Source organism: Variovorax sp. OK605 (genome assembly GCF_900115445.1).
Classification (GTDB): domain Bacteria; phylum Pseudomonadota; class Gammaproteobacteria; order Burkholderiales; family Burkholderiaceae_C; genus Variovorax.
This window is the reverse complement of sequence record NZ_FOWL01000001.1, coordinates 824,891-840,214: the sequence shown is the minus strand read 5'-3', so window position 1 is coordinate 840,214 and position 15,324 is coordinate 824,891. Positions and strand designations below refer to the sequence as shown.

General features: G+C 69.0%; 20 protein-coding genes. 8 read left to right on the top strand and 12 right to left on the bottom strand.

Annotated elements, in window-relative coordinates:
• Positions 1 to 6 precede the first annotated feature (6 nt).
• Positions 7 to 531: a phosphoribosyltransferase gene (locus BM013_RS04000; protein WP_093123037.1), complete on the top strand. Its 525-nt coding sequence runs from the start codon at positions 7 to 9 to the stop codon at positions 529 to 531.
• A 56-nt stretch (positions 532 to 587) separates the two neighbouring features.
• On the opposite strand, the gene BM013_RS03995 is transcribed toward BM013_RS04000, so the two are convergent.
• Genes BM013_RS03995 through BM013_RS03980 form a run of 4 tightly spaced genes read right to left on the bottom strand, consistent with a single transcriptional unit; the run spans position 588 to position 4,298 of the window.
• On the bottom strand, positions 588 to 1,040 hold the full coding sequence (locus tag BM013_RS03995; RefSeq protein ID WP_093123034.1) for a VOC family protein: 453 nt from the start codon (positions 1,038 to 1,040) through the stop codon (positions 588 to 590).
• Between the two features lie 52 nt (positions 1,041 to 1,092).
• Positions 1,093 to 1,950 carry a helix-turn-helix domain-containing protein gene (locus tag BM013_RS03990; protein ID WP_093123032.1) on the bottom strand — a complete coding sequence of 286 codons (858 nt, stop codon included), beginning with the start codon at positions 1,948 to 1,950 and terminating at the stop codon, positions 1,093 to 1,095.
• Between the two features lie 31 nt (positions 1,951 to 1,981).
• Positions 1,982 to 3,349: an amidase family protein gene (locus tag BM013_RS03985; protein ID WP_218153630.1), complete on the bottom strand. Its 1,368-nt coding sequence runs from the start codon at positions 3,347 to 3,349 to the stop codon at positions 1,982 to 1,984.
• Between the two features lie 4 nt (positions 3,350 to 3,353).
• Positions 3,354 to 4,298, bottom strand: coding sequence for an AraC family transcriptional regulator (locus BM013_RS03980; RefSeq protein ID WP_093123026.1), 945 nt, complete (start codon positions 4,296 to 4,298; stop codon positions 3,354 to 3,356).
• Between the two features lie 78 nt (positions 4,299 to 4,376).
• On the opposite strand from BM013_RS03980, the gene BM013_RS03975 reads away from it, so the two are divergent.
• Positions 4,377 to 5,570, top strand: coding sequence for a PLP-dependent transferase (locus BM013_RS03975; RefSeq protein ID WP_093123024.1), 1,194 nt, complete (start codon positions 4,377 to 4,379; stop codon positions 5,568 to 5,570).
• A 114-nt stretch (positions 5,571 to 5,684) separates the two neighbouring features.
• Positions 5,685 to 5,888, top strand: a complete 204-nt coding sequence (locus BM013_RS03970) for a hypothetical protein (RefSeq protein ID WP_093123021.1) — start codon at positions 5,685 to 5,687, stop codon at positions 5,886 to 5,888.
• Between the two features lie 60 nt (positions 5,889 to 5,948).
• Here BM013_RS03970 and BM013_RS03965 read toward each other — a convergent pair whose 3' ends face one another.
• The gene (locus BM013_RS03965; protein ID WP_177206562.1) at positions 5,949 to 6,572 is read right to left on the bottom strand and encodes an arylesterase; all 624 of its coding nucleotides are present in this window, start codon (positions 6,570 to 6,572) and stop codon (positions 5,949 to 5,951) included.
• Positions 6,573 to 6,608: 36 nt separating this feature from the next.
• Between BM013_RS03965 and BM013_RS03960 the strand changes: the two genes are divergently transcribed.
• Genes BM013_RS03960 through rlmB form a run of 4 tightly spaced genes read left to right on the top strand, consistent with a single transcriptional unit; the run spans position 6,609 to position 9,641 of the window.
• The gene (locus BM013_RS03960; RefSeq protein WP_093123018.1) at positions 6,609 to 7,319 is read left to right on the top strand and encodes an ABC transporter ATP-binding protein; all 711 of its coding nucleotides are present in this window, start codon (positions 6,609 to 6,611) and stop codon (positions 7,317 to 7,319) included.
• 50 nt (positions 7,320 to 7,369) lie between these two features.
• Positions 7,370 to 7,864 (top strand): hypothetical protein, encoded by a 495-nt coding sequence (locus BM013_RS03955; protein WP_093123016.1) that lies wholly within the window; start codon positions 7,370 to 7,372, stop codon positions 7,862 to 7,864.
• A 4-nt stretch (positions 7,865 to 7,868) separates the two neighbouring features.
• Entirely contained in the window at positions 7,869 to 8,849 is a 981-nt protein-coding gene (locus tag BM013_RS03950; RefSeq protein ID WP_093123013.1) for a hypothetical protein, read from the top strand.
• Positions 8,850 to 8,894: 45 nt separating this feature from the next.
• Positions 8,895 to 9,641 (top strand): 23S rRNA (guanosine(2251)-2'-O)-methyltransferase RlmB, encoded by a 747-nt coding sequence (gene rlmB / locus BM013_RS03945; protein WP_093123011.1) that lies wholly within the window; start codon positions 8,895 to 8,897, stop codon positions 9,639 to 9,641.
• Between the two features lie 46 nt (positions 9,642 to 9,687).
• On the opposite strand, the gene BM013_RS03940 is transcribed toward rlmB, so the two are convergent.
• The 3 genes from BM013_RS03940 to BM013_RS03935 all read right to left on the bottom strand — a co-directional run bounded on the left by BM013_RS03940 (position 9,688) and on the right by BM013_RS03935 (position 11,948).
• Positions 9,688 to 10,908: an NAD(P)/FAD-dependent oxidoreductase gene (locus BM013_RS03940; protein WP_093123383.1), complete on the bottom strand. Its 1,221-nt coding sequence runs from the start codon at positions 10,906 to 10,908 to the stop codon at positions 9,688 to 9,690.
• A gap of 99 nt (positions 10,909 to 11,007) precedes the next feature.
• A complete protein-coding gene (locus BM013_RS41150) occupies positions 11,008 to 11,178 on the bottom strand; it encodes a hypothetical protein (protein ID WP_177206563.1) in 171 nt (56 codons plus the stop codon).
• A gap of 125 nt (positions 11,179 to 11,303) precedes the next feature.
• Positions 11,304 to 11,948, bottom strand: coding sequence for a helix-turn-helix domain-containing protein (locus tag BM013_RS03935; protein WP_093123008.1), 645 nt, complete (start codon positions 11,946 to 11,948; stop codon positions 11,304 to 11,306).
• A 49-nt stretch (positions 11,949 to 11,997) separates the two neighbouring features.
• Between BM013_RS03935 and BM013_RS03930 the strand changes: the two genes are divergently transcribed.
• Positions 11,998 to 12,519 (top strand): GNAT family N-acetyltransferase, encoded by a 522-nt coding sequence (locus tag BM013_RS03930; RefSeq protein ID WP_093123380.1) that lies wholly within the window; start codon positions 11,998 to 12,000, stop codon positions 12,517 to 12,519.
• A gap of 10 nt (positions 12,520 to 12,529) precedes the next feature.
• Here the strand turns inward: BM013_RS03930 and BM013_RS03925 are convergent, their stop codons facing one another.
• The 4 genes from BM013_RS03925 to BM013_RS03910 are packed head-to-tail and all read right to left on the bottom strand — an operon-like array spanning position 12,530 to position 15,284.
• The gene (locus tag BM013_RS03925; RefSeq protein WP_093123005.1) at positions 12,530 to 13,006 is read right to left on the bottom strand and encodes a DUF3237 domain-containing protein; all 477 of its coding nucleotides are present in this window, start codon (positions 13,004 to 13,006) and stop codon (positions 12,530 to 12,532) included.
• Between the two features lie 14 nt (positions 13,007 to 13,020).
• The gene (locus BM013_RS03920; RefSeq protein WP_093123002.1) at positions 13,021 to 13,989 is read right to left on the bottom strand and encodes an aldo/keto reductase; all 969 of its coding nucleotides are present in this window, start codon (positions 13,987 to 13,989) and stop codon (positions 13,021 to 13,023) included.
• Positions 13,990 to 14,037: 48 nt separating this feature from the next.
• A complete protein-coding gene (locus BM013_RS03915) occupies positions 14,038 to 14,637 on the bottom strand; it encodes a chromate transporter (protein ID WP_093122999.1) in 600 nt (199 codons plus the stop codon).
• Entirely contained in the window at positions 14,634 to 15,284 is a 651-nt protein-coding gene (locus BM013_RS03910; protein ID WP_093122996.1) for a chromate transporter, read from the bottom strand. Before BM013_RS03910 ends, BM013_RS03915 begins: the two co-directional genes overlap by 4 nt.
• Between the last annotated feature and the right edge of the window lie 40 nt (positions 15,285 to 15,324).

The following is a 15,324-nucleotide window of genomic DNA, read 5'->3' as shown; positions in this document are numbered from 1 at the left end:
AGAACCATGTTGACCGAAGACGGCAAGCATCTCTACGTCAGCTACGACGAGTACCACAACCTGATCGAGAAGCTCGCGATCAAGGTGCACCAGTCGGGTTGGGAGTTCGACACGATCCTGTGCCTGGCGCGTGGCGGCATGCGCCCCGGCGACGTGCTCTCGCGCATCTTCGACAAGCCGCTGGCCATCATGTCGACCAGCTCGTACCGCGCCGACGCCGGCACGGTGCAGGGCCACCTCGACATTGCCCGCTTCATCACCACGCCCAAGGGCGAGATCGCGGGCAAGGTGCTGCTGGTCGACGACCTGGCCGACTCGGGCCACACGCTGCACGCGGTGATGGACATGCTGCGCAACAACTACCCGCCCATCACCGAGCTGCGCAGCGCGGTGATCTGGACCAAGGCGCTGTCGACCTTCACGCCCGACTACCAGGTGGAGTTCCTGGCCACGAACCCGTGGATTCACCAGCCCTTCGAAGGCTACGACTCGATGGGCGCCGAGAAGCTCATCGAGAAGTGGTCGGTCTGAGCCTTCGCGCCTGAAGGCCCCCCGGCCGGCTCACTCTGCCGGTCAACTTTGCCGGTTCACTCGGCGGGGTTCAGCAGCATCGCGGTGTAGCGCCGCTGCATTTCCTCCGGCGTCAGCTTCTCGATGCTGTGCCCCACGTTCCAGCGATGGCCGAAGGGGTCGCGAAAGACGCCGGAGCGTTCCCCATAGAACTGGTCCTGCGGCGCCATGTCGAGCGTGGCGCCCGCCGCCACGGCGCGCGCCACCACCGCATCGGCATCGTCCACATGCAGGTGCAGCGAGACAGGCGTGCCGCCCAGCGTCTTCGCGCTGTGGATGTTGAACTCGGCGAACTCGTCCGAAATCATCAGGATGGCGCCGTTGTGGAAGTCCAGCTCCGCGTGGCCGATGCGCCCGCTGGGCTCGGTGAGCCGAAAGATCTCCTTCACCTCGAAGACCTCGCAATAGAAGCCGATGGCTGCGCCGGCATCGTGCACGCAGAGGTAGGGAAACAGTTCGTGGATGGCCATGGTCTTGTCCGTTCGTGGTTGGAATGGGCGCGATTCTGGTGTCGGCGGCGCTTCAGGTCTTGGACAAATTTGACCTGTGGGAAGGGGCGCGCATCGGGACGTGCCGCGAGGCTGTCGGTGCCGCGCGCCGGTAGGCTTGCGGCGACATGCCGGCTATCGCCAGGAAGTCCCGGTTGAAGTGCGCCTGGTCGCTGTAGCCGGCCTGCAGCGCCAGCTCAACCCAGGGCTGGTGGGGTTCGAGCGCGAACTGCGACAGCACCCGGTCGAAGCGCAGCATGCGCGTGTACTGCTTGGGCGCCAGGCCCGTCATGCCGCGAAAGAGCGCAATGAAGCGCCGGTGGCTGTAGCCGCTGTGCTTCACCAGTTCGCCGATGACGCTGCCGCCCGACAGCCCGGCCAGCGCATGGGCCACCGCCGGGTGCAGGCCGTGCAGCGCGCGCAGTGCCAGGCGCGCCGTCAGCAGGGCCTCGACGACGGCCAGCTGTGCGGCCAGCGAGCCGGCGCCGTGGAGCTGTTCGAGCGCGAAGCCCGCGTCGGCGCCCCAGAGCGCGTCGAGCGGCGTGTGGCAATCGGCCAGCGCGCCTTCAGGCGCGCCGAGCAGCGCCCGGGCCGCGCCCGGCTGCAGCATGACGCCGACCGAAGGCGTTTCCACCGACACGTCGCGCACGAAGAAGGCCGGGCGCGTCCCGCCCACCATCGCGTAGCCCACCGTGAAGCCTTGCGCATCGGCGTCGTCGCGAAACAGCCGCAGCGGCGGACCGCCGAGCCGGAACACGAGGTGCATGCCACCCGTGGGCAGCACGTGCTCGCGCGCGCCGGGCTGCGGCGTGGGCGCGTCGTCGGGCGTGGAGGCCCACAGCAGCCGCACGAAGGGCCGCAGGTGGTGAGCGGGGGGGCGCGTCAGCTGCATCGGCGCATTCTGCGCGGCCGCCGGCCAATGATCAGAAGCTGTGGTTTTGCTGCAGCCAGCGGGCCACGGCCAGCGGCGTCCGGTCCTCGAAGCGAGGCCCGATGATCTGGAGCCCGATCGGCAGCCCTTGCGCAGTCTTTCCGGCAGGCGCGACGGTAGCCGGCAGGCCCGCGACCGTGGCGAGGCCGGACCAGGCGAGCTGGTCGCGATACAGCGAAGCATCACCGTCGATGGTCAACGTCGTGTGGCCCCAGTCGGGCGCGTCCATGTGCGCGAAGGCGGCCGAGCCGAAGGCCGGCGCGATGACGATGTCGAAGCTCCGAAAGAGGCGGCCCCAGTCTCGCTGCAGTCCCATGCGCCGGTCCAGCAGGCGCAGCCACTCGTGCGCCGAGATCGACGGCGGGGAACTCGGACCGCCGCGCGTCGTGATCGTGCGCAGGATGTTCACATAGTCGACCTGGATGGCGGCCAGATCGGGCAGCAGCACGCTGGTGCGCTCGACGCGGGCACCAGCCGCGACAAGGGTGCGTGTAACCGCATCGACCGCATGACGTACCTCCGCGCTGGCGCATGCCGAGGGGTGCTCGCTGAGCGCCAGGGCACGCAGCTCGCGGATGTGGGCATGCCGCGCGCGCGGCAATGTGAGCTGGAAGGCCGTGGCCTCGTCGCCATCGGGGCCGGCCAGTACGTCCAGCGCCAGTTCGAGGTCGCTGGCGCTGCGCGCCATCGGGCCGATGACTGACAGCACGTCCGGAGCCGCTTGGTAGCCACCTGGGAAGTCGTGGCCACGCGCAGGCAGCAGCCCATGCGTCGGCTTGTGGCCGTAGACCCCGCAGAAATGGGCCGGTACCCGGAGCGAGCCGCCGACGTCCGAGCCCAGCTCCAGCGTCACCATGCCGGCCGCCAGGGCCGCTGCCGAGCCGCCCGAGGAGCCACCGGGTGTGCGCTCCGGGTCCAGCGGATGAAGTGTGCGGCCGTAGACGGGGTTGTTGCTTTCGTAGTCCCCGAGCCCGAGCGCGAGGTTGGTCTTGCCCAGGATCACCGCGCCCGCGGCCTTCAGGCGGCGCACAGCCACCGCATCCTCGGCCGCCGGCGGTAGCGAGCGCGCGAACTCGAAGCCCCAGGTTGTGGGCAAGCCCGCCACGTTGAACGATTCTTTCACTGTCATGGGCAGCCCGAGCAGAGGACGGCGTTCGCCTCGGGCCAGGGCGGCGTCCGCGGTGCGCGCCTGCTCGCGTGCGCGCTCGAAGTCGCGTACGACGACGGCGTTGATCTTCGGGTCGCAAGCCTCGATGCGCGCGATGGCGGCGTCGCAAGCCTCAAGCGCGCCGATCCGTCGCGCGGCGAGTGCTTCGATCAGCAGGCCGGCCGTCTGGCGTTCAGGGGAGGATGGATTCATGGCTCTATTGCAGTGGGAGGTAGAGATGCGTGCGCCAACCGTCGCCCAGCGGCTCGCGCGGATCGTTGGCGTAGTGGATGAAGCAGGGCGCATCGCGCAGCACGTAGCCAGTGGCCGGCAGCCAGTCGCGATAGATGGCGGTCCAGACGGTGTGCAGCAGCGTGTGCGCTCCTCGGTGCGTGAACACGGCATGGCGGCCCGCCGGCAGATGGCTCCAGGCGAGCGTGCCGCTGAGCGGTGCGGCCGGTTGTCCAGGCGCGCCGGTGCGTTCGGCCAGCGAATGATCGAAGACGACGCCACAGAGCATGCGCGCCTCCTGGTCGTCGGGTCCCTGCGGCTCGTCGGGGAAAACAGCGACCCAACTGCGCGTGCGTGGCAGCAGGCCGGCCGCACGCACGACGGGGACCAGCTCGGCAAATGCGCGTTGCGCGGCTCCGGTGCGCACGCCATCCACCATGCCGCGCCCGGTGGCCGTCAGCACCGCGAGTGCGGGCACGTCGAGCATTTGCGGGCGCAGCATCGGGTTCTGGCGTGCCGTCTCGGGATCGGGCGCCGACCGGCGATCGAACAATTGCTGCCAGCGAGGCGCCTGGCCGCCGCGCACAGCCGCTGGCGTGGTGTCGAGCTCGCGCCTCATGGCCTTGGCCAGTGCCTGCGCCGACTCGTAGCCGACTTTCAGGGCCACGTCGTTCACGGAGGCCGGGTTGTCCGTCAGCAGCTCGCAGGCGCGCTGCATGCGCCGCCACGTGATGTAGCCGCCGACCGTGATGCCGAAGTAGGCTCGAAAGATGCGGTGGAAGTGGTAGCGCGACATGGCCGCCATGTCCGCCAGCAGGGCACCATCGAGAGGCTTGCCGAGGTGTCCGTCGATGTAGGCGGCCGCGCGCGACAGCAGGTCAAGGTAGCGCACGGTCTGCGTGCGAGTGCTGGCAAAGGCATCGATGGTCATGAGCCGTCGATTGTTTCGCACATGGTCCGCAAGGGCGTGTCCGGGCTTGCTCGATCGTGCCGCGCTAGCATCTCCCCCATGAGCAAGCCCTCCACCAACCTGATCCACCACCCCTACACCCCGCCCGCCACCTTCGCCGCGCCGCAGCCCGGCGTGTTCAAGGCATCGACCGTGTTCTTCGCCGACGTGGCGGCCATGCGCGCGCGCGACTGGAAGACCAAGGCCGGCTACACCTACGGCCTGCATGGCACGCCGACCACCTTCACGCTCGAGGAGCGGCTGGCCACGCTCGAGGGCGGCACCGAATGCCTGCTGGTGCCCAGCGGCCTCGCGGCCATCGCGCTGGTGTCCTTCGCCTTCCTGAAGACGGGCGACGAGGTGCTCATCCCCGACAACGCCTACGGCCCCAACAAGGCGCTGGCCACCGGCGAGCTCGCGAACTTCGGCATCACGCACCGCATGTACGACGCGATGAACCCCGCCGACCTCGCGGCCAAGCTGTCGGACCGCACCAAGCTGGTATGGGTCGAGGCGGCCGGCTCGGTGACGATGGAGTTCCCCGACCTGCCGGCCCTGGTGGACATCTGCCGCGCGCGCGGCGTGATGACCGCACTCGACAACACCTGGGGCGCGGGCCTGGCCTTCGCGCCCTTCGACTTCAACGGCACGGGGCAGGGCGTCGACATCTCCGTGCACGCGCTCACCAAGTACCCCAGCGGCGGCGGCGACGTGCTCATGGGCAGCGTGGTCACGCGCGACGAGCGCCTGCATCGCGCGCTCAAGCTCACGCACATGCGCATGGGCTTCGGCATTGGCGTGGGCGACGTCGAGACGCTGCTGCGTTCGCTGCCCAGCATCGCGCTGCGCTACGCCGCGCACGACCGCGCGGCGCGCGAACTGGCGGGCTGGCTCAACGGCTGCGACGAGATCGCTCAGGTGCTGCACCCCGCGCTCGAGGATTCGCCCGGCCACGTGCACTGGCGCGCGCTGTGCGGCCAGGCCGACCTGGCGGCGGGACTGTTCTCGGTGGTGTTCGACGAGCGCTTCAGCACCGAGCAGGTCGACCGCTTCTGCGACAGCCTGAAGCTCTTCCGTCTCGGCTATTCGTGGGGCGGGCCCATCAGCCTCGTGGTGCCCTACGACATCGGCCTGATGCGCGACGCCAGCGTGGCGCGCTGGCCCTACAAGGGCACGCTCGTTCGTTTTTCGATCGGGCTCGAGGACGTCGGGGACCTGCGCGCCGATCTGCAGCAGGCGCTGGGGCGGTTGTAAAAAATCGCTTCCCGCTCCTTGGGAGCACCGCGGGGTACCGTCTTGAGAGTGCGGCGTTATCGCTTACAGTAGGCGACGCGCAGTCACCCTGACTGCCTCGCCCAAGGAGAAGCAGTGGCAACACCAAATTACGGCTACGAGAAGCGCCAGAAAGAGCTGGCCAAGAAGAAGAAAAAGGAAGAGAAGCTCCGGGAAAAGGCGAATCGCAAACTCTCACCGAGCAGCGATGGCCTGGCCCCCGGGGACCCGGAAACCGATGTGGCCTCGCTCGAACACGATGCCCCCACGGTGCCCGAGTTGCCCACCAAGAACGGTTGATCCGCTCCTGGCGTACCCATCAAGAAGCCGCCGCAGGCCCGCGCCTGCGGCGGTTTTTTTTTATTTCGGCAGCAGCTTGCGCAGCTCGGGCCAGACGTTGTCCAGCAACTGGGGCTGCGCCGCGGCGGTCGGGTGGATGCGGTCGGCCTGGAACAGCGTCAGCGCATCGGGCGCGTCGGCCACGCCCTTGAGCAGGAAGGGCACGAGCGCCGACCTGGTCTCGCCCGCCACTTTCGAGAACACGGCCTCGAAGCGCCGCGTGTAGTCGCCGCCGTAGTTGGGCGGCACCTGGATGCCGACGATCAGCACCTTCGCGCCCGCGGCCTGCGCGGCCTTGGTGATCTGCAGCAGGTTGCTCTCGGTGTCCGCCAGCGGCAGGCCGCGCAGCGCGTCGTTGGCGCCGAGCTCCACCACCACGTGCGTGGGTTTGTGCTGCGTGAGCAGCGAGGCGAAGCGCGAGCGTCCGCCCGAGCTGGTGTCGCCGCTGATGCTGGCGTTGACGACGCTGGCCGCGACCTTCTGCTGCGCAAGCCTTTTCTCCAGCAAGGGTACCCAGCCTTCGCCGCGCTTCAGCCCGTACTCTGCGCTCAGCGAATCGCCCAGCACCAGGATCACCGGCTTGCCGGCCTGGGCTTGCGCCGCGGTCGTCCATATCCCCGCGCTGCCGAGCGCGGCGGTGGTCAAGATAAAGTCACGTCGATTCAAAACCAAAGCCTTTCCATGTCCCAACCCCCGTCCGATGTAATTGTTGCCGTCGAGCATGTCTTCAAGTCCGTCACCGACTCGACCGGTACGCTGGACATTCTGCAGGACATCGATTTCACCCTCGGGGCACGGGAGACCGCCGCCATCGTCGGTGCCTCGGGCTCCGGCAAGAGCACCTTGCTGTCGATCATTGCCGGGCTGGACACCCCCACGCGTGGGACGGTGCGCATTGCCGGCGAGGACATCTTCGCCATCGACGAGGACGAACGCGCCGCGGTGCGCGCCCAGCGCGTGGGCTTCGTGTTCCAGAGCTTCCAGCTGCTGGGCAACCTCAGCGCGCTGGAGAACGTGATGCTCCCGCTGGAGCTGGCCAACCGCAAGGACGCGCGCAAGGCCGCCACCGAGATGCTCGCTCGCGTGGGCCTCGGGCAGCGGCTGGGCCACTACCCGAAGGTGCTCTCGGGCGGCGAGCAGCAGCGCGTGGCGCTGGCCCGTGCCTTCGTGGTGCAGCCGGCCCTGCTGCTGGCCGACGAGCCCACCGGCAGCCTCGACTTCGCCACCGGCGAGCAGGTCATGCGGCTGATGTTCGACCTCAACCGCGAACTGGGCACCACGCTCGTGCTGGTCACCCACGACCGCGGCATTGCGGCGCAGTGCGAACGGCGCATCACCATCGAGGCCGGCCGCGTGGCTTTTAATGAAAAAGCTGCCGTAGCGCCCGTCTGACAAGCGCGATAAGCTATTAAATAAATAGCAAACCAATCCGAGGAGCCTGAATGGAAGAACTTCCCCCCGACGCTGTCCGCGCGCTCCAGAGCGGCAGGCTGATCGAGGCCATCAAGATCGTGCGCGACCGCACCGGCCTGGACCTCAAGTCGGCCAAGGAAGCCGTCGAGCGGTATGCCGCGCGCATGGACGAGGGGGACGAAGACACCGCCACCGGGCGCAGCGCGCCCGATGTCGCCATGCAGGACCGCGGCTTCGCGTCGATGCCGTCCACCGCGCTGAAGGCGCTGGCGCAGGGCAACAAGGTCGAGGCGGTCCGCCTCACGCGCGAGGCCACCGGCCTGAGCCTGGCCGCCGCCAAGCGGCTGGTCGAGAAGCACGACGACCCGTCGGTGGGCGACTTCGCTGCCTTGCCTTCGCACATGCCGCGCCGGCCCATGGACGAGCCCGGCCGTGTGCACGGCGGCGGCTACAAGTGGCTGCCGGCGGTCATCGTCGTGCTGGCCGCGCTGATGGTCTGGCTGTATTTCGGCGGGACGTTCTGACCCGATGATCGTTCCGCAGTTCTGGGCCGAAGGCCGCATCCAGGAGCGCGTGGCCGGCAAGCAGGTGACCGTGCGCCGCTACGGCTGGTCCGACGACAGCCCGCTGGCCGCGCAGGCCCACGCCGACCAGCGCACGCGCGAGGCCTTCGAGCGCATCGTGCAGGGCGAGAAGCTAGAGCGCCGCGAGCGCAAGCTGGCCTACAACGGCGCCAATGGCGTGCCCATCCGCGAGGAGATCGTCGAGCGCCAGGGCGACACCGTCATCACCCGCAACGGCTACGGCGCGCGCTGCCTCAACACGCCCGACGTTCTGTTCGTCGACATCGACTTCGAGGAGCCGCTGCGCGGCAGCGTGTTCGCTTTTGCGCTGGTGCCGGCGCTCATTGCCGGCGTGGTCGGCGGCTGGGCCGCCAAGACCTGGCTGGGCGGGCTGATCGCGTTCTTCGTGGTGTTCGCCGTGGCCTGGGTCATCGGCCAGCGCAAGAAGCGCGGCCAGCCCAGCGGCAACCCCGCGCCCGAGAAGCTCGCGGCGGAGCGCATCGGCCGCTTCATGCACCAGCACCCCGACTGGCACCTGCGCATCTACCGCACGCCCGCGGGCTTTCGCGTGCTGGCCATGCACGACGTGTTCAGCCCCGGCGACATGAGCGTGGCCGACTGCTTCCAGGCCATGGGCGTGGACAAGGTCTACGCGCGCATGTGCCGCAACCAGAACTGCTTTCGCGCCCGCGTGAGCGCCAAGCCATGGCGCGTGGGCATCGGCGAGCACATGCGCCCGCAACCCGGCGTGTGGCCGGTGTCGCCCGACAAGCTGCCCGTGCGCGACGCCTGGATCGCCCGCTACGAAAAGGCCGCCGAAGGCCACGCCGCCTGCCAGTACCTGGAGAGCGTGGGCAACAGCGAGCGGGTGCATCCGAATGCGCGCGCGGTGCAGGAGCTGCACGACGAACGCACCCGCGCATTGAGCGGCCTGCCCCTGGCCTGAGCACCCAAAGCGGGCAGGGGCCCCGGCGGTGGGGATAATCGGGGGATGTCTTCTCCTAAAGTGATCTTCGGCTTCCATGCCGTGGGCGTGCGCATCAAGACCGCGCCGAAATCGGTGCTCGAAGTGATGTTCGACGCCAGCCGGCGCGATGCGCGCATGAAACAGTTCATTGCGCGTGCGCAGGAAGCCGGTGTGCGGCTGGTCGAGGCCGACGGCCTGCGGCTGTCCAAGCTCAGCGGCAGCCACGGCCACCAGGGCGTGGTGGCGCGCGTGGAACCCGCCGCGCAGATCCATTCGCTCGACGAATTGCTCGAAGGCCTCGAAGAGGCCGGCACCGTGCCCCTGCTGCTGGTGCTCGACGGCGTCACCGACCCGCACAACCTCGGCGCCTGCCTGCGCGTGGCCGACGGTTCCGGTGCGCACGCGGTCATCGCGCCCAAGGACCATGCGGCCGGCATCAACGCCACCGTGGCCAAGGTGGCCAGCGGCGCGGCGGAGACCGTGCCGTACTTCATGGTCACCAACCTTGCGCGCACGCTCAACGAGCTCAAGGAGCGCAGCATCTGGTGCGTGGGCACCAGCGACGACGCGCCAGGCACCATCTACCAGAGCGACTTCAAGCGCCCGCTGGCGCTGGTGCTGGGCGCCGAGGGCGAAGGCATGCGGCAACTCACGCGCAAGACCTGCGACGAGCTGGTGAGCATTCCGATGGCCGGCGCGGTCGAGAGCCTGAACGTGTCGGTGGCCAGCGGCGTGTGCCTGTACGAGGCGATGCGCCAACGCGGCGCCTGAGCGAGGGCGCGTTTTTCGCGTCTTCGCTTTTTCGCTTCTTCGTCGTTCAGTCCTGCCGGGCGGGCAAGGCCGTGCCCTTGCGGTGAAAGTAGACCAGCTCCGCCATGCGCCGCATCTGCGGTGTGCCCAGCAGGCGGTTGAACATCCAATCGCTCTGGAAGTGGTCGAAGGCCCAGCGCAGCGTGCGCTTGAGGCGAAAGCCCGGGTAGCCGCGCACGAACCAGGTGGCCGGGTCGCCGACCTCGCGGCGAACGAAGCGCGCCACGGCCTCGCCCGCGCGCTGGCCGTGCAGCAGGGCGGTGTGGATGCCGCCGGCCGTCACCGGCGAAACCATGCCGGCCGCATCGCCCACCAGCAACGCCCGCTCCCTTGAAACCCGCGGCAGCACGCCGCCGCAAGGGATCATGCCGGCGCGCACCGCAACCGGCGGTGCATTGCCAGGCGTCACCACCGGCGCGATCTTGCGCAGCAGCGGGTCGAGCTTCAGCGCAGCGGCATCGTGGCGCCCCATGCGGCGCGCCAGCCCGATCTGGCTCACGCCCACGCCCTCGAGTGCCCAGCCGATGTAGCCGGACGCGAGCTGCCGGTCGACGAAGCAATGCAGCAGGTCGGGCGCCATGCGTGCGCCCTGGTATTCATGCTCGACGCCGTACAGAAAGCGCGTGTTGCGCGAGAGGCCCAGCGCCTTCGCCACGCGCGAATGCGGGCCATCGGCGCCGACCAGGTAAGTGGCGGTGATGCAGGGGCCCTGCGTCACCGGCACCTCCCAGCGCCCATTGATCCACAGCGCCTGCTCGAACAGCGTGCCCAGCCGCACGTCGACGCCGCATGCGCGCGCCGAATCCGTCATCCAGTCGAGCAGCGCCGGCGCGTCGGTGGCCCAGAACCAGTAGCCCGGCGCGTGCAGGTCGACACTGCGCATGTTGGGCGCGTAGAGCCGAACCCCTTCGATGCGGCGCACCAGCGAGGGCGGCACTTCTGCAAGCCAGGGCACGGTGTCCACCGCGTCCTTGACGATGATGCCGGTGGTGTGGAGCTTGGCTCCGGCGCTGGTCTTCTTCTCCAGCACCATCACGCTGAGGCCCGCCAGGGCCGCGGCGCGCGCGCAGGCGAGACCGGCAAAGCTGGCGCCCACGACAAGCAAATCGACCTTGATGCTGCCCAAGCCGTTGCCGGCCGATGCAGCCGGGGCTGGCTCCGGTGCGGCGCAGGAAGCGGAGGAAGAAGAAGCGAGGGGAGTGAAGAAACTGGAAGAAGGGGTGTGCATGGGCGCCAACGGTTCGATGCGCACTGCGTCGTGCAGTGCGCATGCGAAGTTAGCTAGCGCCTGTGCGGGCGGCGTGAAGCCTGTGTGAACTCAATGAACTCAGGACGGGTCCTTGCCGCGCGTGCGGCCCACCGCGCTGAAGATGCCGATGCCCAGCAGGATCACCGCACCGATGCCGATGTACAGCGTGGGCACGCCGGCCACCGAGGCGCCCCAGATGAGGCCGCCCAGGAAAATCACGAAACCGATCATGTAGAGCGCAAAGGACATCGTCGTTCCTCCGGAAGCTGAGATGCCTTGCAGTATCCCGAGCGGTGCCGGCCGCCGCACCGGCGCGTGCCGCCTGTGCATGTGGGAGCCTGCCTACCCTTCGCAGCCGTTCACGGCGGGCACATTCACTCGGGGCTGGCCACCAGCAGGTAGCGGCAGCCGGTGCGCCCCAGTGCCTTGAAGACCAGCGGCCGGTCGACGCCGAAGTCCAGGCAGTCGCCGGGTGCGAGCTCGAAGCGCTCGTCGCCGTAGTCCACCCGCAGCGCGCCTTCCAGCATCCACAGGCATTGCCGGTAGGGCTTGCCGCTCCATCGCGGGTAGCCGACCTGGGCCGAGCGCGGCAGCTCCACCTCGACCAGCTCCACCCCGCTGCCCGCCTGGCGCTCGGCGACCTGGCGCCGAAGGTAGCCCGCCTCGGGGTCGCGCCACACTTCCTGCGCGGCGCGCGGGCGCAGCCGTTGCGGTTGCGTCTTCTCCTCGGTCAGCAGCTGCGCCAGCGGCACGCCGAGCCCGGCGGCCAGCCGGCCCAGCAGCACGGCGGTGGGGCTGCTCTGCGCCCGCTCGACCTTCGAGATCATCGCCTTGCTGACACCCGAGCGTTCGGCCAGCTCGCTCAGGCTGAGCTCTTGCGCCTGCCGCAGCGCCAGCAGCCGCGAGGCGATGAGCGTGTCGATGTTCTCGCCGGGCGCTTCGGCAACGGGAGGCGGCAGAGAACGTGAAGCAAGAGAACGTGAAGGGCGAGAATGTGAAGGGGATGAATCGTTTCTCATATGAGATTATTATTCTCCTATATTGAACAGCATTCCGATGAGGAACACCATGCGTCTGATCCCTTGCACCGAAGAAGCGCACGCCGCCGCGATCCTTGCCATCCTCAACGAAGCCATCGCCACGTCCACCGCGCTGTACGACTACAAGCCGCGCACGGCCGAGAACATGGTGGCGTGGTTCGCCACCAAGCGCGCCAACGGCTTCCCGGTGATCGGCGCCGTGGACGACGCCGGCAAGCTGCTCGGCTTCGCGAGCTACGGTGCGTTCCGCGCCTTTCCCGCCTACAAGTACACGGTGGAGCACTCGGTGTATGTCGACAGCGCGCACCGCGGCGAAGGCCTGGGCCGCACGCTGATGGAGGCGATCGTTGCCGAAGCCGTTGCGCGCGACGTGCACGTGATGGTCGGCGCCATCGACGCGGCCAACGCCGGCAGCATCGCGCTGCATGAGCGCCTGGGCTTCGAGCACTCGGGCACCGTGCGCCAGGCCGGCTTCAAGTTCGGCCGCTGGCTCGACGTGGCCTTCTACCAGCGCATTCTGGCGACGCCGCTGCAGCCGGTCGACGGCTGAAGAAGGCTTTTCAGGCCAGCAGGTAGAACCGCATCACCACCTCGGCGGGGTGGCGCATGCCGGCGCCGACGAACATGCGCTCGGTGATCCACTTCAGCGAGGCCGACGCGGTCTCGAAGCGCGGGCTGCAGCGAAAGTACACCTGCGACGGATCGACCGGCTCGCCGCGCAGCAGCCGGCCCATGACCTCGGGCGAGGCCGAGCGCACGGCGCGGTTCTGCACGTACAGCAGGTCGCCCGCGTCCGTCTCGAGCCCGTAGCGCGCGTCGAGCTCGGAGAGCGTGTCGCTCACGATCAGCTGGAAGTCGCTGCCGCCCGGCAGCACGCGCGCCCGCCAGCCGTGGCCGACGGCCTCGCCGCCCGTGATCGGCACGGTGCGGCGCAACCCGCGCGTGCTGTTGCCCAGCACCTGCGGCACGCCCACCTCGACCCGCAGGTCGGCGAAGTGCTCGAGGGTGGGCGCGGCGATGGAATCGAAGAGGCTCATCGCCGGCTTCCGCTTCAGGCCGCGGCGTTCTCGGCGCTGGCGCGGTCGAGCATCTCGATCGTGCCCGTGTCCAGCTTCAGCTGCGTCGCAACCACGAGCTCCTCGAGCTGCGCGATGGAGGTGGCGCTGGCAATCGGCGCCGTCACGCCCGGGCGCGCGATCTGCCAGGCGATGGCGACCTGGCCCGGCTTGGCGTTGTACTGCTGGGCCACCTTGTCGAGCGCGTCGAGGATGCGCAGGCCGCGCTCGTTCAGGTACTTCTTGGTGGTGTTGGCGCCGCGCGCGCTCTTGGCCGCATCGGCCTCGGTGCGGTACTTGCCGGTAAGGAAGCCGGCGGCCAGCGCGTAGAAGTTGATCACGCCCACCTCGCGCTTCACGCACAGCGGCTCCAGCGCGTCCTCGAACACCGCGCGGTCGTACAGGTTGTACAGCGGCTGCAGGCTTTCGTAGCGCGCAATGCCCAGGCGCTCCGACACGTCGAGCGCTTCCTCCAGCCGCGGTGCCGTGTAGTTCGACGCACCGATGGCGCGCACCTTGCCCTCCTTGATCAGCTCGTCGAACGCGCCCAGCGATTCCTCCAGCGGCGTGCCGGCGTCGTCGTCGTGCGACTGGTACAGGTCGATGTAGTCCGACTGCAGGCGCTTGAGCGAGGCCTCGACAGCCTCGCGGATGTACTTGGGCGACAGGCCCACCTTGCCTTCACCCATCGGCTTGCCGACCTTGGTGGCCAGCACCACGCGGTTGCGCTTGCCGCTCTGCTTGAGCCACTTGCCGATGATGGTTTCCGACTCGCCGCCCGTGTGGCCCGGCACCCAGGCCGAGTAGACGTCGGCCGTGTCCACGAAGTTGAAGCCCGCGTCCAGCCAGGCGTCGAGCAGCTTGAACGAGGCCGCCTCGTCCACGGTCCAGCCGAACACGTTGCCGCCGAAGGCGAGCGGGGAAACCAGGAGGCCGGAGCGGCCCAGCGGGCGAAGTTGCGACATGTCGATGCGTCCCTGAAGGTGAAGGAGAAAAAAGTGAGGTACTGAAGATTAGACGAAGCCCACGGCGCCGAGCACCGCGCCGGCACCGAGCAGCCAGAGCAGGTGGATGCGCGTGCGCCAGACGACCAGCGCGGCCACGCCGCTGAGCAGCCACAGGTGCCATGCGGGCGCATCGCCGGCATGGTTGCCCGCCGCCAGCACCCAGCCGGTGGCGATCAGCAGGCCCACCACCACCGGTGCCATGCCCTGCTTGAAGGCGCGCACCCCACGCCGCGTGCGGTTGCGGTGGCCCCAGCGCGTGGCGAAGTAGGTGAGGGTGGTGCTGGGCAGCATGATGCCCACCATGGTGACCAGCAGGCCGAAGAGCCCGAGCAGCCAGGCGCCCGGCCCGGCGCCGATGCCGCCGCCCGCGTTGAGCCCGACGTTCCAGCCCATCAGCGCCACGAACAGCACGTTGGGCCCCGGCGCGGCCTGGGCAATGGCCACCGAGGAACTGAACTGCGCGTCGGTGAGCCAGCCGTGCTGGGCGACCAGGTAGCGGTGCATGTCGGGCACCGTGGTGATGGCGCCGCTGATCGACAGCAGCGACAGCAGCATGTACTGCCCGAGCAGGGCCAGCCAGTCGTGCCATTGCATCGCGATGGTCATGCGGGAATCCTCTTCCAGGTCCAAACGCAGGCGACGCCGCCGACCACCAGCAGCACCCAGCCCAGCGGTATCTTGAACACCGCGATGGCCAGGAACACCAGCGCCATGAAGACCAGGCAGGTGGCAAAGCCCAGCGGGTGCTTGCGCAGCTGCGGCACCAGCTTGATGCCGGTCGCGGCAATCAGCCCGCCAGAGACTGCGCCCATGCCGCGCAGCGCGGCGGCCACCTGCGGGTTGCCCGCGTAGTGGGCGTAGAGCACGGCCAGCGCCAGGATCACCACCAGCGGAACGGTCAGCATGCCCGCCACCGCGGCCACCGCGCCGCGCAGGCCGAAGTAGCGGTCGCCGATCATCAGGGCCAGGTTGATCACGTTGGGGCCGGGCATCACCTGGGCCACGGCCCAGTCTTCGAGGAACTGCTCGGGGGTGAGCCATTTCTTCTTCTCGACCATCTCGCGCTGGACGATGGCGAGGACCCCGCCGAAGCCCTGCAGTGCCAGAAAGGTGAACGAGACGAACAGGTCGCGCGGCGACTGCGGGTGCGCAACGGCAGGCGCGGCAGCTGCAGCGGTTGCCGCGGGCGCGGCAGGTGCATCGGGCGGCTGGGACGGCGCCGCCGCGCCGGTGGCAGGGGGAGACGGGTGCATGTGATGCGATTATCGTAGGCAGGCCTGCAACGTGCCGGGC